This is a genomic window from Aquimarina sp. 433, assembly GCF_054054605.1.
Map to the genome: position 1 here is coordinate 329,145 of NZ_JBSWZK010000001.1, position 26,023 is coordinate 355,167.

Genomic DNA, 26,023 nt, shown 5'->3' on the forward strand with positions numbered 1-26,023 from the left:
TAAATTTACCATAATTAAACTAATACTCTTATAATGAAATCGATTACCATCCTATTTTTCACCTTATTTATAACTGCCGTAAGTTTTGCTCAAACCAAAAGCAATATTTTATTTGACCAAAGAACACTCATAAAAAAGTTTCATACTATTGATCAGTTAGAAGGACTGAAAAAGGGAGAACTCGTAAAGCTTTATATAGAAAGAGTTAACGAAGTTATAACTGTATTGCCTTATATCGCATTATCCAACGAAGCAAACGTAAGTTTATCTGATATTGGAATCAAAGAAAACTCTGATAATCTTAAGCTTTTAAAAAAGCATCATGAAACTACAACAGAAGCTTTTGAAAGTACCAGTAATCTTATTACAGAATTTATTCCGTACGCTGATACTGAAAAAATAATATGGTCTATACTTTATTACGAAGAAATGATTAAAAAAATTCGAATTGGAGTCAATGGGAATTTTTAAAAAAACAAGGATTATTTATAAAAGCAGCCTAAAAAGGCTGTTTTTTTTTGATTTATACTATATATTTTCCAACAAACACTAGCCTTACTTCTAAAAGCTAAAACTTAAAATATTTCATACCAGTTCTAAATTCTCACAATCTTATCACCTCCCTTTAAACAAGGTATTCCAAAACCATAACCTTCTGAAAAACAACAACAAAAATTGATTTTCTTACGTTAGAAAATATCCTAAAAAGTGTTAATAAATCATTTTTCTTGTAATCTTTCTCTTATAAATCCGAACTAAACGATATCACTTATTTATAAAGTACGATTTATAAAAAACAAATCATCACTAACAGTTTAATGAAAGTAGAACTTAAAAGATAGCGTTATGAAAACAAGAGATTTACTAAGTTTATTTTTATTTATTGCAATTTCGGTTTCCGGATTTACTCAAAATAATTTCAATACAAATAATGTAAAATGGATGAAAGATTGGACTAATTTTTCTCCTAATAAAACTAATTATGCTGATTACGAAGAACAACTACCTAATATTATAGATAGAGACACTTATTTAAGAAGTGATATTATTTATTTTATTTCCGGAAATGTTTATGTAACCAATGATGCCACTTTAACAATTCAGGAAGGAACTTTAATTAAAGCAGATACAGATCAAACTACTAACCTTATTATTACTAGAGGATCTAAACTAATAGCAGATGGAACAAAATCAGCTCCTATAGTATTTACTTCTAATAAATCGAGCAACTCCAGAAAAAGTGGAGATTGGGGTGGAATTACAATCATCGGCTCTGGAAAAGCAAATACAATTGAAGGAGAAGGAATCATAAAAGGGAAATTCAATCCCTTATACACTATTTTTGGAGGAAATAATATTGATGAAGAAACAACAGTTTTACGTTACATAAGAATAGAATATGCTGGCAAATCCACCAATGGGCTATCATTATATGCCTTAGGCAACTCATCTGTAGTTGAAAACATAATGGTTAGTTATTCTTCAGATGACTCTTTCGAATGGCATGGTGGATCTTCAACTTCCAAAAACCTAATCTCTTACAAAGCGAATGATGACGATTTTGACTTTACCCAAGGATATCGAGGAGAACTTATTAATATAGTCGCTGTTAAACATCCGTACATAACTAGTAATAATGGTTCTTATGCAATAGAGGTAGATGGATACAATAAAAAAATAGGTTTTGATAATACTAAAATATTGTCTAGCATAGACATAACAGGAGCAACTCTAATTAGCCTTGTAGATGAAAGCAATTACACACACACCAGAGCAGCAATATCTATAAACAATCTTGGCGAATTATACATAAACAACTCAAGTATCTCAGGTTTTTCAGACGTTGTACAATTAGATAAAACATTTTCTACGCTTGGCATGATAGAAACTGCTTTCAAATTAGATAACAGTTTTTTTAACGTACACAAAGAGGGCGTAATCACACATAATGATATTAAAAATAGCACTTTTAACTTATTGAAATACAACAGATTTACCAAATCATTTAAGCAGCCAGAGGAGATTTTTAGTGCTCCCTTAGACAAAACAAACCCTGATTTTTCGCTAAAAAACTCATTAAACAATTATATGGTAGTTCAATAACACTAAAGACATTTAAAACTAACAAAAATGAAAAAAGCAATCCTAACAATAACAGTATTTCTAGTATTAATAAGCTCTCTAAACGCCCAAGTAAAAAGAAAAGGAGTTTTATTCGACAACAGCAAGCTAATTACTAGATTCCATACAATCGATGAGTTACAAGACCTAAATAAAGGAGAATTAATAGAATTATATTTAGAACGTACCAGAGAAATATTTGTAGTACTACCCTACTTATCATTATCAAACAGACCAGGAACAAGTTTAAGCGACATAGGAATAAAAGAAGATTCTGATAATTTAAAAGTCGTAGAGAAAAATAACGAAATAGCTGATAGAGCATTTGAATATACTACTAACACCATCAAAGAATTAGTTCCTTATTCAGATACAGACAAAATCATTTGGTCTATTTTATACTTCGAAGAAATGATCAAAAAAATGCGATTAGGAAAAGACGGAAATATTTAACCGTAAAAAACATCGACAAAAACCACAAAATAATCGACAAATAATATTTGTGTAAGATTTTTTATTGTCCTACAAACCATAAATCATTTCAAAATTCCCCAAAAAAATCAATTTTTATACAAATTTCATAAACACTGTTAAATTAATGATAATCAATTGTTTATTTGAAAAAATAAAAATTAATACAAAAAATAATTTTTCAAAAAACTTGTTTCTTCAAATTTTTATCCCAAAAAAACAAACAAATCATAAAAACCTGATTATCAACTATTTTTATTCAAAAAAGTAAGAAAATTACTCCTAATATTTTCATAAAATACATAAAAATAACGATGAACGTACAAATATTACGGTAAACACGTAACCAACTTTTCAAAAAGTGTTTTAATTTAGTATCGCTAATAAAGAAGAAAGAATTTTCTTCTAAATCGATAACCCCAAAATAAAACTTTTATGAAACTAAGATGCGCTTTAATTACATCTATTTTATGTTCTTTCTTATTTTTTAATACCACAGCTCAAGATTTTAATACCAATGATGGTAAATGGATTAAAGGTTGGGCTAACTTTACACCAAATTCTACAGAATACCCAGAAGCAGACGAAATAATACCTAATATCATTACAGTAGACACACACTTAAGTAATAGTTCTGTATACCTTTTATCTGGTGATGTCTATGTTACTGCGAACGCTATTTTGAGTATACAAGAAGGAACAGTCATAAGAGGAGATCACGAAAATCCTGGTAAACTTATTATTACGAAGGGATCAAAACTTATAGCAGTAGGCTCTGAGGCTTACCCGATTGTGTTTACATCCAATAAAGCTTCCAAGTCTAGAGCTAGTGGAGACTGGGGTGGTATTATTATTGCTGGATCTGGTAAAGTTAATTCTGTTTCTGGAAATTCAGTAATCCAAGGTAAAATCAACCCACAATATGCTGTGTATGGTGGAAATAAACATGAAGAGCAAACTACAGTTTTAAAATATGTTAGAATAGAGTTCCCAGGAAACAAATCAACGGGATCAGAAAATAATAATGGCTTATCCCTTTATGGTTTAGGGCAAGCATCTATAGTTGATCACATTATGGTAAGCTACTCTGGTCAGGATTCTTTCAGTTTTGCTGGAGGGCAAAATAATATCACCAATGTACTTTCTTACAAAGCAGAAGATGACGACTTCCAAATTTCTGAAGGTTTTAAGGGAGATTTAGATCATCTAATGGCAATTAGACATCCATATATAAATAGTCCTAAAGGATCTTATGCAATAGAGATTGATGGTTATAACAAAGACCAAGGCTTTCTTAAGCCAAATGCGGTATCTGATGTAGCTATTACCAATTCGACATTTGTGAATCTTTCTGATAATTCGAACTATATCCATACAGCTTCTGCGATATCAGCAACAAATTCAGCATTAGTATATTTACACAACTCTAAAATATCAGGATTTTCAAACGTAGTAAAGTTTGATGAATCATATACTTCCTTAGCTGTATTAGAAAGAGCTTTCAAAATGGACAATAGCTTCTTTAATATCCACGGAGAAGGTGTAGAAGTAAGCTATAAACCAAACACTGGTGTATTAAATATTTTGAAATACAATAGATTTACTAAAGACTTCGTAAGCGTTGACAAGTTATTTGAAGATCCAAATAGTAAAACCGCACCAAAATTCCAATTAAAAAAAGCTATGAACAATTATATGGTAATGCAATAAATCACATACCATTTATACCTTTTTTGTACCCTAATCAGCGCCCCAAATCTGATACTTGAATAAATACGATCATTTACATTATGCTTAAATCAAATATTTTAATAGGTTTCATCTTTTTTCTATTCATCCAAAACACACATGGCCAGAAAAAAGATGAAGCCATTTTTTTTCAGAAAAAACATCAAATCACAAAATTTCACACCATAAGCGATCTTGAAAATCTAAAAAAAGGAGAGCTTATTAAGCTGTATCAAGATAGAATAAAAGAAATCGTAACCGTTCTTCCTTTTTTATCTTTAACGAACGAACCGGATGTTAGATTAGCGGATTTAGGGATCAAAGAAGATTCTGGTCATATAAAATCACTTAAAAAAAGTACAGAAACCGCAGAAGAAGCTGTCAACGTTTTTCAAACATCTATAGAAGAACTGGTTCCCTATGCAGATACCGAAAAGATCATTTTAACTATTCTTTACTTTGAAGACATTATTAAAAAGATGAGAATAGGAGTTACTAGAAGCTTTTAGATTTTCTCCATCTCTTTTACTAAGAATTGACACTCTTTTTCTCACACAAATTAACAGACAACGCTGTAAGGGAATTTTAAAAATCTCTACTAATGGGATATGATCACATTTTATCTCATTCTCGGAATTTTAATTTCTACCATTGGAGCACTACCACTTGGAGCAGTCAATATCGCTGTTATCAACACTACCATCAAGGAAGATACTCAAAAAGCTTTTCGAATAGCTTTAGCCGCAGGAATAGGTGAAGTTTTATTGGCATTTTTTGCATTGCATTGTAGCATGGAACTTACAGGTTTTTTCGAAAACAATCAGTGGATACAGATAATAACCATTATAGCATTTTCAATTGTAGGCGTTTACTTTTTATTGTATAAGAAAAGTTCAAATCATCAAAGAAAATCAAAAAGAATACAATTTGGCACATCTAAGTTTCTTACTGGATTTTCATTAGCTTTCTTAAACCCTCCCGTTGTACTCTATTGGATTGTCGCTATTTCTTTAATCAACAAACATTTCTTTGAACTTTCTCTTCAAACATCTTTGGCAGCTTTATTTTTATTCTTTATTGGAATATACATGGGAAAAATTAGCACTCTTTATTTATATAGTAAATGGGGAAATCGAATGGCGAATAAACCGGGAGATTCAAAAACTAAAATATTCCGTATTATCGGTATTGCATTAATCTGCATTTCGCTTGTTCAAGGAATAAAACTGCTCATCATCTAATATCCTATAGTAATTACTCTTTTTCTACCGAATTTTACTAATACAAATCATTAAAAACCCTATACATTTGCATCAGATTTCTATAAAAGACACTTATGAACGAACAGGATCTGAACGCAAAGTTACAGTTATCTAAAGAAGACATGAAAAAGTATGGTTATGCTATTATAGACCATATTGTTTCACATTTTGAAACTCAAGATTCCAAAAAACCAGTTGCCATTGCTTCCAGAGAAGAAATGGATGAACTACTTACAGAAGACATTCCTAGCAGCCCAACCAATGCACATGATGTATTGAATTTTGTAATGGATCAAGTAATTCCTCAAAGCACCATTGTAACACATCCTAAATCCTTCTCATTTGTCCCAGGGCCTAGCAATTATATCAGTGCTATGGCAGATACGATAGCTACAGGTTTTAATATTTTTTCTGGAGGATGGGCCGCTTCTCCAGGTGCAGCAGAATTAGAAATATTAACAATGAACTGGTTATTAGAAATTTTTGGTTTTGGAAAGAAAAGAGGTGGAGGCATCTTTACCAGCGGAGGATCCATGGCTAATTTAACTGCATTAGTTACTGCAAGAAGAATTAAATGCGGAGATGATTTCTCTAAGGCAGTTATTTATTTATCTGACCAAGCCCACTCTTCTAACATTAAAGCAATTAAAGTAATTGGTTTTAAGAAAAGTCAAATTAGAATTATTCCCACTGACTTAGAATTTAAAATATCACTTAACAAATTAAAAAATGCCATTGCAAAAGATCGTCTTCAGGGACTAGATCCTTTTTGTATTATAGCCTCGGCAGGAACCACCAATACAGGTACTGTAGATCCATTAAACGAAATTGCAAAAATCTGTAAAGAGGAGAAACTGTGGTTTCATATTGATGGCGCTTATGGTGGCGCTGCAATTCTTGCAAATAATGGTAAAAAATTACTCAAAGGCATTGAAAAAGCAGACTCGTTGACGGTTGACCCTCACAAATGGTTTTTCCAGCCGTATGAAATGGGTTGTTTACTTGTTAAAAATCATAATTGGTTAAGCGGAACTTTTAGAGAACAACCAGAATATCTAAGAGATGTAGAAGGAAATCAATCAGAAATTAACTTCTATGATCATGGAATTCAGCTAACTCGACGCTTTAGAGCCTTAAAATTTTATATGTCTCTAAAAACTTTTGGTCTTAACGCTTTTAAAAAAGCAATCCAATATAACATAGAGCTTGCTGAACAAACAGAAGCTATATTGCGAAAAAGTTCTACCTGGGAAGTTGTTTCTCCCGCAACGCTAGCCATTATAAATTTTAGATTCAATCCCATTAACAGAGACTTATCAGAAAAAGAAATTGATCTAATCAATCAAAAAATTTCTGAAAAAATAATGCATTCCAGAGAAGCATTATTAGTGACCACGGTTTTAGTTGGTCAAGTAGTATTAAGAATGTGTCTTATAAACCCTAGAACTACTTTAGATCATATAAAAGAAACAATTACACAATGTGAAGTATATGGAGAAGAATTATTAGCAAAAGAATTTACTAATTAAGCATTGTTAATTGAACCACATAACCTTCATTATTTCTAACATTAAAAACCGTACTATCTTCAAAGATTAAATACTGACCTTTGATACCTTTAAGAACACCAGTGTATTCTGGTGTTTTTTCTAAATTTAAGCTCTTTAATTTCGTTGGATATTCCAATACAGGAAAGCTTAGTTCAGTTTCCGTATTATTTTCAATAAAATAATCTTTTACCTCATCAGGAATATATGCTTTTAATTGATCTCTATAGGTTACCAAATTCTCATCTTCAATCTCATTTTTAAGCATTTTTCTCCAATTGGTTTTATCAGCTACATGCTCTTTTAGCGCAACCTCTGTAATTCCTGCTAGATACCTATTTGGCACTTCTACAATTTCTATAGCTTCATGTGCTCCTTGATCAATCCATCTGGTTGGTACTTGCGATTTTCTGGTCACTCCTACTTTTACATTACTAGAATTAGCCAAATACACAATATGCGGCTGCAACTGAACTTTCTTTTCAAATTCGAGATCTCTATCCTCTACTCCCAGGTGCGCTTTGCTCAATTCTGGACGCATTACCCAATCACCTACCTGTGGCTGATTGTAAAAATCATCATAACAATATCCTTGTCTGTATATTTTTTTGTTTTTACCACATGCTAAACACTGATATCCAACAAAACTTATTTTTAATGTTTTACCTAACAACTGATTCACATGAATAAAATCAGAATCAAACACTAAATAATACTGTATTGGATCGCCAATCTCGGTTTGCATCTTTGTCAAAACTCCTTGATATTGCATGAAAAGTTTAGTTATAAAGTTAAATCAGTAAAAAAAATGTAATTATTTTTATTATTTTAGTTTCCTACGAATAATAATTACACAATCATTTTTATAATAATTAAAGCTCAAAGATACGTCAAAAAATGCCAATCCCTATAGTCAATTCTATCGCTAGCTGGTTTCTTAAAAAGCGTTTTCACCAGATGGAGCTTTTTCTGAAATACCCAAACGAGGTACAACTAGAACTACTTCATGTTTTATTGGAAACCGCTAGAAATACTGAGTTTGGTAAACAGTACGATTTTTCCTCAATACATAATTACGAAACTTTCAAAGAGCGAATTCCTATAAGATCTTATGAAGATTATGAAGAAATGATCGAGCGAAGCCGATTGGGGCAACACAATATATTCTGGCCTACTCCCATAAAGTGGTTTGCAAAATCCAGCGGAACTACAAATGCAAAAAGCAAGTTTATCCCTGTAAGCCAAGAATCTTTAGAAGATTGTCATTATGCAGCTGGAAAGGATCTACTTTGCATGTATCTTAACAATAACGAAAACTCAAAATTATTTACAGGAAAAAGTCTTCGCTTAGGTGGAAGCAAAGAGTTATATAAAGAAAATGGTACTTCATTCGGTGATTTATCAGCCATTATAATTGACAATATGCCATTTTGGGCCGAATATAGCTCTACACCAAGTAATGAAGTTTCCTTAATGAGTGATTGGGAAACCAAAATGATTGCTATTGTTAACGAAACTATACAAGAAAATGTAACAAGTCTCGCCGGTGTGCCTTCTTGGATGCTAGTACTATTAAATCAGGTTTTAGAAACTACAGGAAATGATCATATCTATCAGATTTGGAATAATATAGAAGTATATTTTCATGGTGGTGTTAGCTTCGAACCCTATAAAGATCAATATCAAAAAATATTTCCTGGTGACTCCTTTAGATATTATGAGATTTACAATGCTTCTGAAGGTTTTTTCGCCATTCAAGATCGAAACGAATCTTCTGAGTTATTATTGATGCTAGACTACGGGATTTTTTATGAATTCATTCCTATGAACACTTATGGAACAAATGATGAAAAAGTTATTCCATTAAGCGAAGTAGAAATAGGAGTAAATTATGCTGTTATTATCACTACCAATGCTGGTCTGTGGAGATACAAAATTGGTGATACGGTTAGATTTACATCTACCAACCCCTACAGAATAAAGGTTTCTGGAAGAACCAAACACCATATCAATGTGTTTGGGGAAGAACTTATTATCGAAAATGCAGAAGAAGCATTAAGAAAAACTACAAAAGAAACTAATAGCGAAATAGTGGACTACACGGTTGCTCCTATATTTATGGAAGGAAGGGAAAAGGGAGCTCATGAATGGATGATAGAATTCAACAAATTACCTGACGATCTAGAACTATTCGCAAACTTATTAGACCAAAATCTCCAGAACATTAATAGTGATTATGAAGCTAAGCGATATAACGACACTACATTAAATATTTTAAAAATCAATAAAGCAAGACCTCATCTATTCTATGACTGGCTAAAAAAGAATGACAAATTAGGAGGACAACACAAAATACCTCGTCTTTCTAACTCCAGAAAGTATATGGATGAGTTACTGGTCTTAAATAAAATTAACTCGTTTACCCTATAATTGTTTTAGGTATTATTTAGATTTTTTCTACCAATTTTATTAAAAAATGATTTTAAAAAATACGGTTTTAACGTAAAATACTTACGTAATAATATTTGTTTTTTCGTCGAAAATGAGTACTTCATCGATTAAAAAAAACGATTTATCTAAAACTTTAGAATTCTCTTTTTCTGAGGAAATTTTCATATTAAATTTGTTACCAGATAGTTACAACTTCTAAATGTCCCAAAATATGAAAAAGTTTATACTAAGCATTGTTTTTATCTGTTGTTTTATTTCAATTTCCGCACAGGAAAAGAGCAAAACTCTTAACACTACCACCAAAAACAATTCAACATTAGAAGTTGCTACAACTAAACTTAAAACATTAGATATTTCTGCAAATGATATCCTTACCGACAACAAGAAAGTTTGTTATGGTGAAACTTCTAAAACTGCTTTTTATGAAGTTTTAATATCTAAAAATGGATTTAATATAGATCTTAAAAATAGTTCAGATTTGGTAATCAAAAACACAGAAGAAATAATTTCTAAGAAAAGAGATGAAGTTTTATATTCTGAAAAGGAAGAGTAAAACTATTTTTACAAATCACTACTTTTTTAGCATTAGCTCTAAAAATAAAAAGCTCATTAGTATATTACTAATGAGCTTTTTACATTATTTATATTTCGTTCCTTTTAAGAAACTGCTTTTAGTTTATTTATTGTAGACTTATTCAATTTCTTCTCGGCATAGTCCTTAGTAACTCTTAATTCTTTTTCTTCACTTTCTGGCAATTCGTACATAGCATCTGTTAAAATTGCTTCACATAAAGATCTCAATCCTCTAGCTCCTAGTTTATACTCTACCGCTCTTTCTACTATATAGTCTAATGCTCCTGGTGTTATCGTAAACTCGATATTATCCATTTCAAACAACTTTTTATATTGTTTGATAATAGCATTTTTAGGCTCTGTTAAAATAGCTCTTAAGGTATGATTATCCAGTGGATTCATATGCGATAATACAGGAAGACGACCTATTATTTCCGGAATTAAACCAAAATCCTTTAGATCTTTTGGTATAATATACTGCAACAAATTATCTTTTTCAATAGTATCCTCTGTTTTAGAAGCACTAAAGCCCATTGCCTGCATATTCAATCTTTTCTGTATTGAACTTTCGATACCATCAAAAGCCCCTCCAGCGATAAAAAGAATATTCTCAGTATTTACCTCGATGAATTTTTGATCTGGGTGCTTACGCCCACCTTTTGGTGGAACATTTACTATAGTTCCTTCCAATAACTTAAGTAAAGCTTGCTGCACTCCCTCTCCAGAAACATCACGTGTAATACTTGGGTTATCACTCTTTCTAGCGATCTTATCGATTTCATCAATAAACACAATACCTCGTTGCGCCTTTTCTAAATTGTAATCTGCCGCCTGTAACAAACGTGTTAAAATACTCTCTACATCTTCCCCTACATATCCCGCTTCAGTAAGAACTGTTGCATCCACAATAGCCAAAGGCACATTAAGCATCTTAGCAATCGTTTTAGCTATTAGTGTTTTTCCAGTTCCGGTTTGACCAACCATAATGATATTACTCTTCTGTATTTCAATATCATCATCGGTACTAGGTTGCAGTAGTCTTTTGTAATGATTATATACAGCGACAGACATTACTTTTTTAGTAAACTCCTGACCTATTACATACTCATCAAGAAACTTCTTAATCGCCATAGGCTTACGAAGCATCAATTCGGAGCTTAACTCTCCTGTCTCTTCATCTCTTGCTTCTTCAACCACAATTCCATGAGCCTGAACTATACAACGATCACAAATATGAGCATCCAGACCTGCTATAAGCAAATTAGTCTCCGGCTTCTTTCTTCCACAAAACGAGCATTCTAATTCTTCTTTCGGCATAATTATCTATTTCAAAAATTTGTCCGTTACAATCTAACAACAGACAATACTAGGGGTGCAAATTTACAATTTGCTTATTATTATTAAATTATAATCTATTCTCTTGTCAAAATTTCATCAATCATTCCATACTCAAGAGCCTTATCTGCTTTCATCCAATAATCTCTATCACTATCTTCATATACCTTATCATATGATTGCCCAGAGTGTTTCGCAATAATCTTATACAACTCCTCTTTTAATATAAGAATTTCTCTAGCTGTAATTTCAATATCACTAGCTTGTCCTTGGGCTCCTCCAAGAGGCTGATGAATCATCACTCTACTATGTGGTAATCCAGAACGCTTACCTTTTTCTCCAGCACATAATAAAACCGCTCCCATAGACGCAGCCATTCCTGTACATATAGTAGCCACATCTGGCTTAATAAACTGCATAGTATCATAGATACCTAAACCAGCATATACACTCCCACCTGGTGAATTAATATAAATCTGAATATCTTTTGAAGAATCAACACTCTCCAAAAACAAAAGTTGTGCTTGTATAATATTAGCTACTTGATCATTAATACCTGTTCCCAAAAAGATGATGCGATCCATCATTAGACGAGAGAATACATCAAAAATTGCAACATTCATCTGACGTTCTTCAATGATATTCGGTGTCATCCCTACAGGATACATACTACTAATGATTTTATCATAGTAATTACTACTGATACCATGATGCTGAGTAGCGTATTTTTCGAATTCTTTTCCGTAATTCATATGTTCTTCTTCTGAAATTTTATTTTTATAAAAAAAGGCGTTAACCAAAACTTGGTTTAACGCCCTAAATATAAGTATAAATTCCTTATTAGTTTGTCTTGATTATTTGTAAACTTCTTTTACAAAATCGTCAAAACTTACTTCTTTTTCTTTCAATTTAACATTCTCCTTGTAGTATCCAAGTAATTTCTGACTCATTAACTGTTCAGAAATTCTTTTCACTTCATCTTGGTTGGATAAAATTCTTGCTGCAATGTCCTCTAACTCTTTATCTTCTGGAGATGTTTGTCCAAATTGTGCCATTTGTCCTTTGATCAAATCTTTAGCAAATTCTTTTAACTCTTCAAAAGTCACCTGAAGGTTATTATCATTAATAATTTTACCTTCGATCAATTGAAAACGCAATCCTTTTTCACTTTTCTCATACTCATCTTTTGCCTCATCTTCGGTCAATGGTTGCTCTCCAGTAGCCTGAATCCATTTTTGTAAAAACTCAGCTGGTAAGTCGAACTTAGTGTTTTCTAAAACACTCTCGGTAACGTCATTAAGCAATTGCTGATCAGATTGCTGCACAAATTGACGGTCAGCATCTTGCTTTATTCTTTCCTTAAGCTCGGTAACTGTTTTTACAGCATCTTTTCCGTATAACTTATCAAACAACTCCTGATCTAAATCAGCTAATTCTTGAGTATTTATTTCGGAAATCGTAAAAGTCACCTCTATTTCCAAACCATTAGCTTCTTCCTCGCTAATTTTTAAAGCACTTTGTAAATCACGATCTTCAGAAAACAATCCTTTAGTTTTTAAAGTAAGTACATCTCCTACTTTAGCACCTATAAATTTATCTAAATTTCTTTTACCTTTTATCTTATCTAAAGAGATTGTAGTTTGATTATCTATCTCTTTTTCCTCATTCACAAAAGTTCCATTGATCAAATCATCTTTTTCAGCAGTTTCTTTAGCAACTAACTTACCATACTGCTTCTGAATAGTTTTGATTTGGTTGTCAATCATTTCATCACTTGCTACAATCTTGTAATGAGTAATTGCCTTTTTACCATTAAGTTTTACATCAAACTTTGGAGCAAGACCTAATTCAAATTCAAAAGAATAATTATCTGCATCCCAATCAAAATTATCTTGCTCCTTTGGAAGTGGATTTCCAAGAACATCTAACTTTTCTTCAATCAAATATTTATTCAGAGCCTCTTGCAATAATTTATTTACTTCATCTACCAAAACGGCTTTACCATATTGCTTTTTTACCAATCCCATTGGCACGTGACCTTTTCTAAATCCAGGTATATTGGCGTTTTTACGATAATCTTTAAGAATACTATCTACTTTATCGCTATAATCTTCTTTTGCAATATCTACTGTTACTACAGCATTTAAATCATCTAATTGCTCTTTTGAAATATTCATTATCTCTACTTTTTTGTACTAAAAATCGGGATGCAAAAGTAATACTTTTTTACAACCCAACAAAGTTTTAACTCCTTGAAAAACAGTTAACTTTTATCTTTCTTCAAAATAGAATATAATATAGATTGAAATATAGAGAGTAAAACACTAAAAATTAACGCCCACAACCAACCATTTACTCCAAAACCAGACACAAAATGGTCTGCGATTAATATGATTGCTGCATTAATAACTAATAAAAACAACCCCAAAGTAACTATGGTAACGGGCAATGTAAGTATTACCAATATCGGTTTTAGCACAGCATTTAAAATTGCTAAAAGCACTGCAACAATGAGTGCACTTACATAACTATCTACCTTTACACCTGGTAATATCTCAGCAAGTACCAATACAGCAATGGCGCTAAGTATCATTTTAATTAAAAACTTCATTATAATTAGATTAGATTGACCTCAAGTTACCAAAAACAAAACAATAAAAAAACCTGCTATTATTTAAAATAGCAGGTTTCTAATAAATATATTGGAAAAACCTTAGTTCACATCATTACTAAGTGTAACCGTTCCGAAATCTCCAGGATTTACGGAAGGTAAGCTTGCTCCATACGTATCTTCTATTGCTTCCATTACTGCATTTGCCACAATGGCATGCGCTCTTGGAGATGGGTGCACTCCATCTAAAGAAAATCCTCCACCTGTTACAAATGTAGATGTTACTACACCTGAATCAAATGGTATACCACTCCCAGCTGCTTGTTGTAAAAGAGACTTCACATCTACAAATGCAAGACCATTGGCAGTCGCTAAGGCTCTTATCGCTGCATTATACGCATCCTGAGCATTCGCTACTGCTGCTTGCTCCGCAACAGTCAACACATCAGCATCTCCTAATGGCACAGAAACACCACTAATTAACGTTCCATCACCTGCAAGATCTACTCCTATGTTACCAGCAGAAGTTAACGGAATTAAATCTGACGATGTTGCTTGTCTTAATTGCCCTAACAACCCAGCAGTCTGTGGATCTAAATTAAAAGGAGGTCCTTGTATTATTGCTGAGATATCTGTTAATGATTCGTCTACGATAGTTACAAAATTCTGACCAGCTACAAAATTAATTTGTCTACTTCCAGCCTCTTCAGCAGAAATTAAACCAAGTCCTGCTAATCCTGGAAGTATTTGTGTATTGTAAGCAGCAAATTGCGAATTTAAAAATGCTGCAGTTTGCGCATCTAAAGGTACTGCATTTGTAGGTACCGTCGTAAAGAATGGCAACGAAGTAACACTTGGTAAATTAAGTACTACACCCTTAGCGCCACCAGCTGTAAGTGCTGCTAATAAATCATTGTACACTGAAGCAAAAACATTACTATTCGTAATATCTGTACTACCATAAGTAGCGGGATCTATATTACCTGTTACGTTATGGTCTTCTCCTACTCCACCAGAAGTAGCAAAACTAAGAATATCATTATTTCCTATCCATAAACTGAAAAAAGTTGGACTCTGAGCAACAGCATCTCCAATCACGGTAGCATCTGCTGCAGAAGCAAATCTAGCAAAATAAGGATTCGCTAAACCTGCAGCTACACCTGCAACATTTCCATATCCTGGAGCCGCTAAATGATAACTTTTTGCACCAGGAACTCCCATATTATTAAAAGAGCTTCCTAAATTATTAGATATTTCTGTAGTAGGCATTCCTCCTGTGTAAGTCACAGGACCAGGATTTCCTTCAGCATCCACAGCTAAGACTAATCTATTTCCTAAAATTTGAGTACCACCCAACAATGCACCTCCAGTATTATCTGCCATAAGAGGTTGTGTAAATTCTCCTCCTCCTGCTAGTTCAAACTGTCCAGCTAAGATATTAGGATATGAATTCTCTTGCCCTGTTATGTATAATGCATTATCCGCAAATCCTGCAGTTAATGAATTACCTAATGCAACATAATTAGAAAAATCTGCTTCACCACTAGTAAACACTCCTGGTTCATCAATCGGATTATCAAACTCTGGCTCACAAGCAACTAATCCTAATGCCAGAACTGCTAAATATTTTATATTGTTTTTCATCTGTATTTATTATTTTTTTAATTGTCAGATGGAATCGCCAAAAATCAATCAGGTTGGTTTCAACCTACTGAAATGACTTATTTCATCTTTGAATTATAATTTATAAGTTAAACCAAGTCCTGGCGCGAAAGCGCTTGATTTATATGTTCCACTAAATGGAACGTTCTGACCATTTTCTTGATAGAAATCATATGACGCATCTACTTCTTCGAATCTTAAGTAAAAGAAAGAAGCATCTATAGCTAACTTAGGGGTGATTGCAAAACTAACACCTCCAGAAAACCCTTGAGAATCATTACGTGGTGTTTCTGGTGCAAAAAATCCTGATTGTACTGGAGATTCATCGATATAATAACCAGCTCTAAGCGAGATCTTAGAAGTTGCATCATATTGCAGACCAAAACGATATACTGAAGAATTCTGGTAATTACGTGGATTTAAAGAAGTTGATCCGTTACCGAACTGAATATCTAAAGATTCGTACACATCCCAGAATTGTCTATTGTAATCAAATGCAAATAACCACTTCTCGTGGAACTGATACGAAAGACCAATTGTTAATTCTGCAGGCAACGGTAACTCAGCATCAAAAGTTGTTGTTTCATTAGATGGAGTTAACGGAGAGTTTGGGAAGTTTGCAAAAGTTGCTTCTCCTCCTTCTGCTTCCAAAATGATTTCGCTTCGGTAACTAAATCCTAATCTAAAATTATCAGTAGGATTAAACATTGCACTTACACTCCATCCCCAGTTACTCACTCCAGAATCATCTACGGTTATATTAGATCTATTACCTTCAATATCCGATAATGTCCTGTTAGCATTTCTATTAAAATTAACGAAACCTGTTACAAAAATAGGTCCTCCACCAATACTGAATTTATCAGACAATTTAATAGACACTACAGGCTGGATGTATATTGCTGCTAACTCTATATTATTTACCAAATGTGATCCTGCCCAGTCCGTTGGCCAAGTCACCTCACTACCATAAGGTGTGTATACACCAAGACCCATTGCTAACCAATCATTTACTTTATAAGAACCATATAGGTTAAGTGGTGTTCCTACAGAACTATCGGTTTCAGAAGAAATTCCAAGATCAACGTTTTGATAAATTACATCTGTAAAAATACCACTAGCACCGGCACTTACATTCAATTTATTTTCCAAATACACCAGACCTGCTGGGTTAAAGAATACTAGCTCCGCACTATTTACTACAGCAACACCTGTGTGCCCCATAGCTATAGCTCTCTGCCCTTGCACACTAACTCTATATCCACCTGCGTAGGTGACAAATGTCACTAGGGCGAATAGAACTAATAATAGTAGTTTTTTCATAATAAATTAAAATTGTTTTTGTTTTTATTAGAATTTTGTAAAAAGAAAGCATCAAATTTAGCAGAAAATAACAATTATCCAACTAAATCATTAAAATATTATGCATACATAACATTTTTTATTCAATTTTTAATAAATTCTAATAAATTAGAATAAAATTCCATAGGGTTTTCTGCATGCAACCAATGACCAGAGTTGGAAATTTCCCGAATTTGAGCAAGAGGAAACTGCGCCTTAATCCGATGTTCATCTTCCTCTAAAATGTAATTAGATTTATCTCCTTTCATAAAAAGAGTATCTCCAAGGTATTGAAAATTATCCGTAAGTTCAATACCAATTTCAGAAGAATTTTGCACCAAACTTTCTAAATTCATTCGCAACCCTAGTTTTCCCTTTTCTTTCCAGAATAAATTTTTCATTAAAAACATTCTCACTCCAGGATCTTTTACATATTCACCTAAAGCCAAATCAACTTCTGACCTACTTTTCAAAATATCAAAATCTAAAGAACTCAACCCATCTAAAATATCTTGATGGTGTAGCGGATAATATTTAGGACCTATGTCTGCGATTACCAGTTTACGAATCACTTCTGGATGATTTACTGCAAATAACATCGCTGTCTTACCACCCATGGAGTGACCAAGAAGAATAACATCCTTAAGATGATGATCATTACAATATTCTAATAGATCAGAAGCCATCAATTCATAGCTAAAATCATCACTATGAGGGCTACGCCCATGATTTCTTTGATCTATCAAATGCATTTGATACCCTTGCTCTGAAATTTTCTTTGCTAAGGTTTTCCAATTATCGCCCATCCCCAAAAAACCATGTAATACAATAAAAGGTATACCTTCTCCAAAAATATTTGAATGTAATTTCATATTCGCAATCACTTTAGTTTATGTAAATACATATTTACTACATTTTCCAATCCAAGGTATATAGATTCACTAATTAATGCATGTCCAATGGACACCTCTAATAATCCAGGAATATTCTCTTTAAAAAACTTAATATTATCCAGCGAAAGATCATGACCTGCATTCACCCCAATACTTAACTCGTTTGCCAATTGGGCACATTGTGCATATGGCTTCACTGCTTCTAGATTACCTTTTGCATACTCTGAGGCAAAAGCTTCTGTATATAACTCAATTCGATCCGCCCCCGTTTCTTTTGCTCCTTCGATCATTTTTTCTAATGGATCTACAAAAATCGAAGTCCTAATATCATTTCTATTAAATTCCGATATCACCTCTTGCAAAAACTCTTTATTTTTCAAAGTATCCCAACCAGAATTACTGGTTATAGCATCTACTGAATCCGGAACTAAGGTAACCTGTGTAGGCTTTATATTAAGTACTAATTCTATAAATTTAGGAATTGGGTTACCTTCTATATTGTATTCGGTATGCACCACAGATTTCAAATCATATGCATCTTGGTATCTAATATGGCGTTCATCGGGTCTTGGATGAATTGTAATTCCTTCGCCACCGAAATCCTGAACATCTGAAGCCACCTTCAATAAATTTGGAGTGTTTCCGCCTCGAGAATTACGCAAAGTTGCAATTTTGTTGATATTTACACTTAACTTTGTCATAGTTTTTGATATAACTTTTAATAAATAACAAAAATACAAACTTGAGAGCCCCTCGGTTACATATTTTTGATTAATTTGCACAAAAAGCCCCGGGAATTATGAAGACAAGTTTATACATAATAAATGAAATACAGCCCCTTGCTACCTCAGCAAAGGTTGGAGATGCACAATTGTTATTTAACGAATTAACATACACCCATTTCCCTGTTTTTAATGGCAAGACTTATGTAGGTTGCATTGCAGAAGCAGATGCAAGATGTTTTGATACCGAAAAATCACTTGAGTCCTATTTATACGCTTTAGAAGGATTTTTTGTACGAGCAGATGCCAACTGGTTAGATATATTAGAATCTTTTGCCCAAAATCATTCTAATATTATGCCTGTACTTGATGATCAAAATAATTATCAGGGATATTTTGAACTAAGAGATATCATGAACCTCTTTAATGAAACTCCTTTTCTTAGTGAACCTGGGAACATATTAATAGTAGAGAAAGGAGTTTTGGATTACTCATTTAGCGAAGTGTCTCAGATTGTAGAATCTAATAATGCAAAACTACTAGGTCTTTTCATTTCCAATATGGAAAATGATGTCACTCAAATTACTTTAAAAATTAATGATAGTGATATCAATAATATCGTACAAACTTTTAGAAGATATAGTTACAACATAGTTTCTAAACATCACGAAGATTCTTTCTTAAATAACCTTAAGGAACGATCTCAATATTTAGAAAAGTACCTCAATATTTAGCTTACTATACAGAAATAATTTAAAGAAATGACATCATAATGAAGATAGGTATTTACGGCCAGTTCTATCATGAAAATTCTGGAACATACATTCAGCAGTTGTTAGAAGCACTGGACAAGAATAATATCGAAGTTGTAATTGAAAAGAATTTTCTTGAGCTAATAGAACTTCATGAAGATATTGACAAGAGTTACTCTCACTTTAGCACTTTCGAAGAATTAGATGACTCTTACGATCTTTTTTTCAGTATTGGAGGAGATGGCACAATATTAAGAACAATAACTTATGTCCGAGATTTAGGAATTCCTATTGCTGGAATCAATACGGGTAGATTAGGCTTCTTAGCGACAATCCAAAAGGAAGAAATCAAGGATACAATTGATTTGATCTTAGACCAAAAATATTACATTTCACCAAGAACTATAGTGACGATAGATACAGTTCCTCCTTCCAAAGAATTTGGAGTATTAAATTTTGCCATGAACGAGATTGCGGTTAGTCGTAGAAATTCTACTTCTATGATTACTGTACATACAAGTTTAAATGATGAGTTTCTTACTTCATATTGGGCTGACGGATTAATTGTTTCATCACCGACTGGTTCTACCGGATATTCTTTAAGTTGTGGAGGTCCTGTAATGATGCCTGATGCAGAAAGCATGGTACTAACACCAATTGCTCCACATAACCTTAATGCCAGACCCTTAGTAATTCCAGACAATAAAGAAATTACTTTACAAGTATCTGGAAGAGAAGATTCTTATTTAGTGTCTCTTGACTCAAGAGTACACACCTTACCCAACGAAACTACCGTTGTTATTAAAAAAGCACCTTTCAAAATTAATATGGTAGTTTTGGAAGGAGACAGCTTCTTAAAAACATTGAGAAAAAAGATGCTTTGGGGTGAAGATAAACGTAATTAAACAATAAAAACTGCTAAAAAGTGTTTTTTAATTCATACTATTTCACTCAAATTCTTGTGTAGTAAAGTTAATTGTTATATTTGCAAACTTTTGAAAATCTATGAGATACTTAGCACCCTTTGTAGTAATTTTGTTTTTTGGGCAATTTATGAACTCCCAGACCTATGAGGTTGGACTAATGCTCGGTGGTTCTAATTATATTGGTGATGTGGGATCTACCTACTACATCGCTCCTAACGCATTAGCAGTAGGTGCCATTGGGAAATGGAATAGAAGTAAACGACATGCCTTTAGGGCTTCGTTCTTGTACGCTAATCTTAAATCTAATGATTTAAATGGCGATGACCGAAGAGTTCAGAGAGGTTTTAGCTTCAACAATTCTGTAAAGGAATTATCATTGGGATTAGAATTTAATTTCTGGGAGTGGTATTTATATGATGGGCAACCGCAATTTACACCATACCTTTATACTGGTTTAACTGGATTTAACTACAGTGCCAAGGCAGTAGATCCAAATAATGGTAATCAAATTAGCTCGTATAGTGAGCGATGGAGGGTAGCTATACCAATGGTAGTTGGTATAAAGAAGACTATAGGAAGACATTGGGTATTAGGTGCAGAAATAGGTGCTCGATACACATTTACAGATAATCTGGACGGAAGTGATCCGGACAGTGCATTTGGAACAGGATTTGGTAATTTAAATAATAATGACTGGTATGTATTTACTGGTATAACATTATCTTACACATGGGGGCGCATTCCATGTTATTGTGCATTTTAAAAAAATGATTGATAAAGAACAACTAAACTCTAACATTCCGGAACATGTAGCCATCATAATGGATGGAAATGGAAGATGGGCCAAAAAGAAAGGGCTCTTTAGAGCTGTTGGTCACGAAAACGGAACAAAAGCAGTACGAGAAGCAGTAGAAGCTTCTGCCGAAATTGGAATAAAATATCTTACATTATACGCTTTTTCTACGGAAAATTGGAACAGACCTAAGCTAGAAGTTGAAACTTTAATGAAGCTTTTGGTAAATTCTCTGAAAAAAGAAATTAGCACTCTTCAAAAAAATAACATTCGATTAAATGCTATAGGAAATCTACAAGCATTACCGAAAAAAGCAAGAAAAGAATTACTCGAAGTCATTGAAAAGACTAAGGATAACACGCATATGACACTTTCCTTAGCGCTAAGCTATGGTAGTCGAGAAGAGCTTATAAAAACTATTCAAGAAATCAGTAATAAAGTTAAAAATGATGTACTTTCGCCACATCTTATAAATGAAGCAGTCATTAATGAGCATTTGTATACTAAAAATCTGCCTGATGTAGATTTATTAATACGAACCAGTGGTGAACAACGTATTAGTAATTTTTTGTTATGGCAGATTGCGTATGCTGAATTATATTTTACTGAAATATTATGGCCAGATTTTAAAAAAGGAGATTTATTTGAGGCCATTTTAAATTATCAACAAAGAGAGAGAAGATTTGGAAAAACTAGTGAGCAGCTTAGTTAAAGAGATGACAAAAAAATTACCTATTACATATTTTGCGTTCCTTGCATTTTTGTTAAATACAGCATTACTTTCAGCACAAAATTTACCTGGTACTTCTGGAAAAGAATATATTATTGGGGATATTAAAGTTACAGGGATATCTACCTATAATGAAAACACCATTATTACTTTTACAGGATTAAAAAATGGAGAGCGAATTGCACTACCAGGAGATCGTATTAGTCAGATCATAAAAAAATTATGGGATCTTGAATTATTTAGTGATATTAATTTTTACATCACTAAGGTAGAGGGAGAAAAAGCGTTTTTAGAAATAAACATTCAGGAAGTACCAGAATTAAATCAAGCTAGAGTTGAAGGTGTACGTAAACGTAAAGCAGAAGATCTCATCAAAGATAACAGTCTTAATCCAGGAACAAAGGTTACAGAAAACCTTATAACCACTACACGAAATTTTATTACCAACAAATACCGTAAAGATGGTTTCTTAAATACTAAGGTAATTATCAATACTACTCCTGTAAAAGACACTGTTCCTACCAATAAGGTAAATATGTTAGTGCGTATTGACAAGGGAGATCGTGTAAAAGTTGATAAAATTAGAATCAATGGTAATGAGCAGTTTACCGACAGCAAGGTAAGAGCCGCTATGAAGAATACGAAACAGAAGAAATTCTGGAGATTCTGGAAACGCTCTAAGTATATTAAAAGTGATTATCAAGATGATAAAGAAAGTATCATCAGCAAATACAAAGAAAAAGGTTATAGAGACGCTAGAATCACCTCTGATTCCTTAATAGTAGAAGATGACAACAGTGTTTCGCTCAACCTCTCTATTGAAGAAGGAAACAAATACTATTTTGGGGATATCAACTTCTTAGGAAACAGTGTGTATTCTGACAGCCAATTAGCACAACAATTAGTTATAAAGAAAGGAGATGTTTACAATGGTGTTCTTTTAGAAAAACAAATTGCAGACAACACCAAACCTGATGCAAACGACTTGACTAACCTATATCAGAATAATGGATACTTATTTTCTAATATAGATGCTGTAGAAACTGATGTTAAAAATGATACTATAGATTTTGAGATAAGAATCCGAGAAGGAAAGTTAGTGCGTTTTGATCATATTACAGTTACTGGAAATGACAAAACAAATGATCATGTAGTTTATAGAATACTAAGAACTAAACCTGGTCAGATTTATAGTAAAGATCTTGTGGTAAGAACGGTAAGAGAAATAGGACAATTAGGTTTCTTTGATCCAGAACAACTAGAGCCTCAGTTTAAAAACGCTGATCCACAAGCTGGAACTATTGATATTAATTATCCTGTAGTAGAGAAAGGAGCGAGCCAAATAGAACTCCAAGGTGGTTTTGGAGGAGGTGGTTTTGTTGGAACCCTTGGTTTAGCGTTTAGTAACTTCTCTATTAGAAACATTTTTAAGAAAGAAGCGTATAGCCCACTTCCGATGGGAGATGGACAAACATTAAGAATTCGTGCGCAGGCAAGTCAGTTCTTTCAGACATACAGTCTTTCTTTTGTAGAACCATGGCTTGGAGGAAAAAGACCTTTCCAACTTTCAACTTCTTTTTCGCATACTATTCAATTTTTATTTAATCAAAGAACACGTGATGTAGACAGAGATAGTAAGTTCTTAATTACTGGTGGTTCTATTGGAATTGCAAAAAGATTAAACTGGCCAGATAACTACTTTACCTTATCACAAGCAGTAAGCATACAGCATTATAACCTTAAAAACTATAACACAAGACTGTTTACCTTTGGTGATGGGTCATCTAACAACTTAGCATATACAATAGGTATTAACAGAAATAACACCGCAGTAAACCCGATTTTCCCAACATCCGGTTCTGAATTCAATCTTGTTGCAAAATTATCATTGCCGTATTCTTTATGGGACGGAACCGATTATGGTGCTTTAGCAGATGAAAGAGCTAGTTTACTAGAAGAGCAAGAAGATCTAGTAAATACAGACCCGACTAATGACAGGATTGGAGAGATAAATACAGAAATTGGAGAAATTGATCAGGAACGTTTCGATTGGTTAGAATATTACAAAATAAAATTTGATGCTACCTGGTACACAACACTAACTAAAATAGGAAAACAACCTTTGGTATTACGAACCAGAGGAGAGTATGGTTTTCTTGGTGCCTATAATAACAACAGAGGAAATATTCCATTCGAAAGATTTTTCGTAGGAGGAGATGGATTGGGAGCAACTGCTCTGGATGGAAGAGAGGTTGTTGCTCTTCGTGGATACCCTAATCAATCTATAATTCCTTTAAGTAGAGCAAATGATCCAGATTTTGTTGAGGATGGGGCAACAATTTATAATAAATATTCGTTAGAACTTCGTTATCCAATTACTCTAAAACCATCTGCATCTATATATATGCTGGCGTTTTTAGAAGGAGGAGCTTCTTATGATAGCTTCAGAGGATTCAATCCTTTTCAATTAAATCGTTCTGCTGGAGCAGGTTTACGTATCTTTATGCCAGCCTTTGGATTGCTGGGTATTGATTTTGGGTATGGTTTTGACCCAATTCCAGGTACGACAGGAAATAATGGATGGGAGACTCACTTTATCATTGGACAACAATTTTAATTTTGGCACGATTATTTCTATAAACAACACAGGATCATGAAAACAAAAGTTCTTTTAGTATTAGCAGCTATTCTTTGGACATCTTTTTCCACTACAGCTGAAGCTCAAAAAGGTATTAGAATTGGATACATTGATATGGATTATATCCTAGAAAATGTACCAGAATACAATGAAGCTTCTGCTGATTTAGAAAAAAAAGTACAAAAATGGAAAGTAGAAATCGAGGCTGAATTAAAAGAAGTTGAAGAGATGAGAAAAGACCTCAACAACGAACGTGTTCTGCTAACTAAAGAATTGATTGAAGAAAGAGAAGAAGATATATTCTTTAAAGAAAAAGAGATACTTGAGTATCAACAAAAAAGATTTGGACCTAATGGTGACTTGTTTATTCAAAAAAAGCGATTAGTTCAGCCAGTACAAGATCAAGTTTTTGTTGCTGTTCAAGAAGTTGCTAAGAATAAAAAATATGATTTTATATTTGACAAGTCTGCAGATTTAGTAATGTTGTTTTCGGCAGACAGACATGATATTAGTGATCAAATATTATTAAGGATCAATAGAGCTTCTAAAAGAAAACAGGTAAATAGCAAAAGAGAAAAGAAAGCACTAGAAAGAGCTGAAAAAAGAAATGTCGAACAAGAAAAAGAAGTAACTGATAGAGAAAAAGCAGCAGCTAAAAAACAATCGGAAAGAGAACGGTTATTAGCCGAAAGAAAAGCAGAAAGGGATTCTATTAGAGCAGCTAAGAAAAAAGAATTTGAAGAACGAAGAGCAAAACTTTTAGCGGCGCAAAAAAGAAAAAAAGACTCTATAAAAGCCTTAAAAGAACAATTAAAGAATGACACTCAGTCTGATGACAATAAAGAAGGAGAGACTGAAGAAAACGATAATAACTAGAGAAATTAATTTTTAAATTTATAACACATTAATATTATTAGAATGAAAAAGTTTAGAACCCTATTAGTAGCTTGTGCATTAGTTTTAGGAGCGTCAAGTTTCGTAAATGCGCAATCCAAAGTTGCTCATATCGCGTCCCAAGAGCTAGTAGAAGCAATGCCTGCTTTTAAAGCTGCAAAAAGCGAAATTGAGAAGCTAAACAAGACCTATGAAGCTGAAATTAGAAATATGGTATTAGAATTACAAAATACCATGAAAAAATATCAAGCAGAAGCACCTTCTAAAACTGAAGAGGAAAATGCTAAAAGAGCACAAGAAGTGCAGGCTACTGAAAAAAGTATCGCTGATTACAGACAAAATGCTTTACAAGATCTTCAGAAAAAAGAAGTTGAATTGCTAAAGCCTATTTATGAAAGTGCTCGTGTATCTATTCAAAAGGTAGCAAAAGCGCAAGGATTCCAGTACGTATTAGACTCTACTACAGGATTAGGAGTAATCTTAGCTGAAGGTAAAGATTTAATGGCTGATGTTAAAAAAGATTTAGGTATCTAAAAAATTACCTTTTAAAATAAAAAAAGCAGTGAGCAACTT

Annotated in this window: 25 protein-coding genes; 16 read left to right on the forward strand and 9 right to left on the reverse strand. The window is 33.0% G+C overall.

Features of this window, described 5'->3' with window-relative positions:
* The first annotated feature begins 33 nt into the window (after nt 1-33).
* From ACWNT5_RS01490 to ACWNT5_RS01520, 7 genes are all read left to right on the forward strand, one after another.
* Nucleotides 34-471, forward strand: a complete 438-nt coding sequence (locus tag ACWNT5_RS01490) for a hypothetical protein (protein ID WP_299603383.1) — start codon at nt 34-36, stop codon at nt 469-471.
* Between the two features lie 375 nt (nt 472-846).
* Nucleotides 847-2,103: a hypothetical protein gene (locus ACWNT5_RS01495; protein ID WP_456516408.1), complete on the forward strand. Its 1,257-nt coding sequence runs from the start codon at nt 847-849 to the stop codon at nt 2,101-2,103.
* Nucleotides 2,104-2,130: 27 nt separating this feature from the next.
* Complete coding sequence (locus ACWNT5_RS01500) at nt 2,131-2,574, forward strand: hypothetical protein (RefSeq protein WP_299603387.1); 444 nt, start codon at nt 2,131-2,133, stop codon at nt 2,572-2,574.
* 453 nt (nt 2,575-3,027) lie between these two features.
* The gene (locus ACWNT5_RS01505; protein WP_456516409.1) at nt 3,028-4,302 is read left to right on the forward strand and encodes a hypothetical protein; all 1,275 of its coding nucleotides are present in this window, start codon (nt 3,028-3,030) and stop codon (nt 4,300-4,302) included.
* A gap of 80 nt (nt 4,303-4,382) precedes the next feature.
* A complete protein-coding gene (locus ACWNT5_RS01510) occupies nt 4,383-4,829 on the forward strand; it encodes a hypothetical protein (protein ID WP_299603391.1) in 447 nt (148 codons plus the stop codon).
* Nucleotides 4,830-4,928: 99 nt separating this feature from the next.
* Nucleotides 4,929-5,561, forward strand: a complete 633-nt coding sequence (locus ACWNT5_RS01515; protein ID WP_456516410.1) for a LysE family transporter — start codon at nt 4,929-4,931, stop codon at nt 5,559-5,561.
* 95 nt (nt 5,562-5,656) lie between these two features.
* Nucleotides 5,657-7,111 (forward strand): pyridoxal phosphate-dependent decarboxylase family protein, encoded by a 1,455-nt coding sequence (locus tag ACWNT5_RS01520; RefSeq protein ID WP_456516411.1) that lies wholly within the window; start codon nt 5,657-5,659, stop codon nt 7,109-7,111.
* Here the strand turns inward: ACWNT5_RS01520 and ACWNT5_RS01525 are convergent.
* The gene (locus ACWNT5_RS01525) at nt 7,104-7,901 is read right to left on the reverse strand and encodes a DUF2797 domain-containing protein (protein ID WP_299895061.1); all 798 of its coding nucleotides are present in this window, start codon (nt 7,899-7,901) and stop codon (nt 7,104-7,106) included. The genes ACWNT5_RS01520 and ACWNT5_RS01525 overlap by 8 nt on opposite strands.
* A gap of 125 nt (nt 7,902-8,026) precedes the next feature.
* Here ACWNT5_RS01525 and ACWNT5_RS01530 point away from each other — a divergent pair, with 125 nt between their 5' ends.
* Nucleotides 8,027-9,559, forward strand: coding sequence for a GH3 auxin-responsive promoter family protein (locus ACWNT5_RS01530; protein WP_456516412.1), 1,533 nt, complete (start codon nt 8,027-8,029; stop codon nt 9,557-9,559).
* Between the two features lie 232 nt (nt 9,560-9,791).
* Entirely contained in the window at nt 9,792-10,133 is a 342-nt protein-coding gene (locus ACWNT5_RS01535; RefSeq protein WP_456516413.1) for a hypothetical protein, read from the forward strand.
* A gap of 104 nt (nt 10,134-10,237) precedes the next feature.
* On the opposite strand, the gene clpX is transcribed toward ACWNT5_RS01535, so the two are convergent.
* The 8 genes from clpX to ACWNT5_RS01575 all read right to left on the reverse strand — a co-directional run bounded on the left by clpX (nt 10,238) and on the right by ACWNT5_RS01575 (nt 18,696).
* On the reverse strand, nt 10,238-11,470 hold the full coding sequence (gene clpX / locus ACWNT5_RS01540) for an ATP-dependent Clp protease ATP-binding subunit ClpX (protein WP_299603405.1): 1,233 nt from the start codon (nt 11,468-11,470) through the stop codon (nt 10,238-10,240).
* 95 nt (nt 11,471-11,565) lie between these two features.
* Complete coding sequence (gene clpP, locus ACWNT5_RS01545) at nt 11,566-12,240, reverse strand: ATP-dependent Clp endopeptidase proteolytic subunit ClpP (RefSeq protein WP_299603407.1); 675 nt, start codon at nt 12,238-12,240, stop codon at nt 11,566-11,568.
* 102 nt (nt 12,241-12,342) lie between these two features.
* Nucleotides 12,343-13,665, reverse strand: coding sequence for a trigger factor (gene tig / locus ACWNT5_RS01550; protein WP_456516414.1), 1,323 nt, complete (start codon nt 13,663-13,665; stop codon nt 12,343-12,345).
* Nucleotides 13,666-13,751: 86 nt separating this feature from the next.
* On the reverse strand, nt 13,752-14,099 hold the full coding sequence (locus tag ACWNT5_RS01555; RefSeq protein ID WP_299603413.1) for a phage holin family protein: 348 nt from the start codon (nt 14,097-14,099) through the stop codon (nt 13,752-13,754).
* 102 nt (nt 14,100-14,201) lie between these two features.
* Nucleotides 14,202-15,743, reverse strand: coding sequence for an SGNH/GDSL hydrolase family protein (locus tag ACWNT5_RS01560; RefSeq protein WP_299603415.1), 1,542 nt, complete (start codon nt 15,741-15,743; stop codon nt 14,202-14,204).
* A gap of 93 nt (nt 15,744-15,836) precedes the next feature.
* Nucleotides 15,837-17,084, reverse strand: coding sequence for an OmpP1/FadL family transporter (locus tag ACWNT5_RS01565; protein WP_456516415.1), 1,248 nt, complete (start codon nt 17,082-17,084; stop codon nt 15,837-15,839).
* Between the two features lie 122 nt (nt 17,085-17,206).
* Entirely contained in the window at nt 17,207-17,974 is a 768-nt protein-coding gene (locus ACWNT5_RS01570; protein WP_456516416.1) for an alpha/beta fold hydrolase, read from the reverse strand.
* 8 nt (nt 17,975-17,982) lie between these two features.
* Nucleotides 17,983-18,696 (reverse strand): pyridoxine 5'-phosphate synthase, encoded by a 714-nt coding sequence (locus ACWNT5_RS01575; protein WP_456516417.1) that lies wholly within the window; start codon nt 18,694-18,696, stop codon nt 17,983-17,985.
* 98 nt (nt 18,697-18,794) lie between these two features.
* On the opposite strand from ACWNT5_RS01575, the gene ACWNT5_RS01580 reads away from it, so the two are divergent.
* The 7 genes from ACWNT5_RS01580 to ACWNT5_RS01610 all read left to right on the forward strand — a co-directional run bounded on the left by ACWNT5_RS01580 (nt 18,795) and on the right by ACWNT5_RS01610 (nt 25,984).
* On the forward strand, nt 18,795-19,451 hold the full coding sequence (locus tag ACWNT5_RS01580) for a CBS domain-containing protein (RefSeq protein WP_299603424.1): 657 nt from the start codon (nt 18,795-18,797) through the stop codon (nt 19,449-19,451).
* A 38-nt stretch (nt 19,452-19,489) separates the two neighbouring features.
* Nucleotides 19,490-20,374: an NAD kinase gene (locus ACWNT5_RS01585; protein ID WP_299603427.1), complete on the forward strand. Its 885-nt coding sequence runs from the start codon at nt 19,490-19,492 to the stop codon at nt 20,372-20,374.
* 100 nt (nt 20,375-20,474) lie between these two features.
* Entirely contained in the window at nt 20,475-21,158 is a 684-nt protein-coding gene (porG, locus tag ACWNT5_RS01590) for a type IX secretion system protein PorG (protein WP_456516418.1), read from the forward strand.
* 4 nt (nt 21,159-21,162) lie between these two features.
* Nucleotides 21,163-21,900, forward strand: coding sequence for an isoprenyl transferase (locus ACWNT5_RS01595; RefSeq protein ID WP_299603431.1), 738 nt, complete (start codon nt 21,163-21,165; stop codon nt 21,898-21,900).
* Nucleotides 21,901-21,904: 4 nt separating this feature from the next.
* Complete coding sequence (locus ACWNT5_RS01600) at nt 21,905-24,535, forward strand: BamA/OMP85 family outer membrane protein (RefSeq protein ID WP_299603434.1); 2,631 nt, start codon at nt 21,905-21,907, stop codon at nt 24,533-24,535.
* A 36-nt stretch (nt 24,536-24,571) separates the two neighbouring features.
* A complete protein-coding gene (locus ACWNT5_RS01605) occupies nt 24,572-25,432 on the forward strand; it encodes an OmpH family outer membrane protein (RefSeq protein WP_299603437.1) in 861 nt (286 codons plus the stop codon).
* Nucleotides 25,433-25,474: 42 nt separating this feature from the next.
* Nucleotides 25,475-25,984 carry an OmpH family outer membrane protein gene (locus tag ACWNT5_RS01610; protein ID WP_299603439.1) on the forward strand — a complete coding sequence of 170 codons (510 nt, stop codon included), beginning with the start codon at nt 25,475-25,477 and terminating at the stop codon, nt 25,982-25,984.
* Nucleotides 25,985-26,023: the final 39 nt, after the last annotated feature.